An 837-nucleotide genomic window follows, 5' to 3' on the forward strand; every position below is an offset into this window, starting at 1 on the left:
GGCCGGCAGCCGCGCGGGCAGCGCGCCGCCGGGGAAGGCGCCGACGCGCGGCCGCTGCAGCGAGAGCCCACGCTCGGGCCCGCGACCGGACAGCACGCCGAGCTGCAATTGCGCGAGCTTGATCTGCTCGTCGTTCAGCGCCATCTGTTCGAGCAGGCGGCTGCGCTTGATCGACGCGTCGCTCGCGTCGTACGCGTTGTCGAGGCCGCGCGCGGTGCGCTCGCGCAGCACGGCCGTCACACGCTGGCTGATCTTCAGCTTCTGCTGCAGCAGGTCGCGCACCGCGTACGCCTGGTCGAGCTGGCAATACACGGTGACGATCGCGACCGCGAGCGTGAGCCGAACCTGCTCGGCCTCGACGCCGGTCGCGTCGCGCAGCGACATCAGGCTCTTCGTCGCCGCGCGGTTCTTGCCCCACAGGTCGAGCTGGTAGTTCAGCCCGACGAACACCGACGACGGCGATACATTCGGATCGCCGAAGATCTCGACCGGCACGCGATAGCCGCCGACCGTCACGTCGGCGACGTTGTCGCCCGGCTTCGGCATCCGCGCGCGGCTGACCGTCGCGCCGGCCGTGCCGGTCAGCCCGGTCAGCGAATCGAATTGCTGAAGCTGCGCCTGCGCGATCCGCAGCCGCGCCTGCGCGACCTGCAGATCGGGATTGTTCCGCGACGCCTCCGCCACCAGTTCGTCGAGCTGCGGATCCTGCAGTTGCTTCACCCAGTCGGGGGCGGGCCACGCGCCGTCCACGCCGGGGCCCGCGGTGTGCGCCAGCGCGTCGCCGGCCGGTGCGCGCAGCGACAGCGACGGCAGGAACCCCGCCGGCACGCAACCGCC

The 837-nt window shown here is 72.0% G+C and carries 1 protein-coding gene; it reads right to left on the reverse strand.

All coding sequences use genetic code 11. The features are described from left to right. The coding region (locus F3J14_RS35210; protein ID WP_166726788.1) for a TolC family protein at positions 1–837 on the reverse strand (837 nt) is incomplete at both ends.

The sequence above is a fragment of the Burkholderia sp. Tr-862 genome, assembly GCF_011753085.1.
GTDB lineage: Bacteria > Pseudomonadota > Gammaproteobacteria > Burkholderiales > Burkholderiaceae > Burkholderia > Burkholderia ambifaria.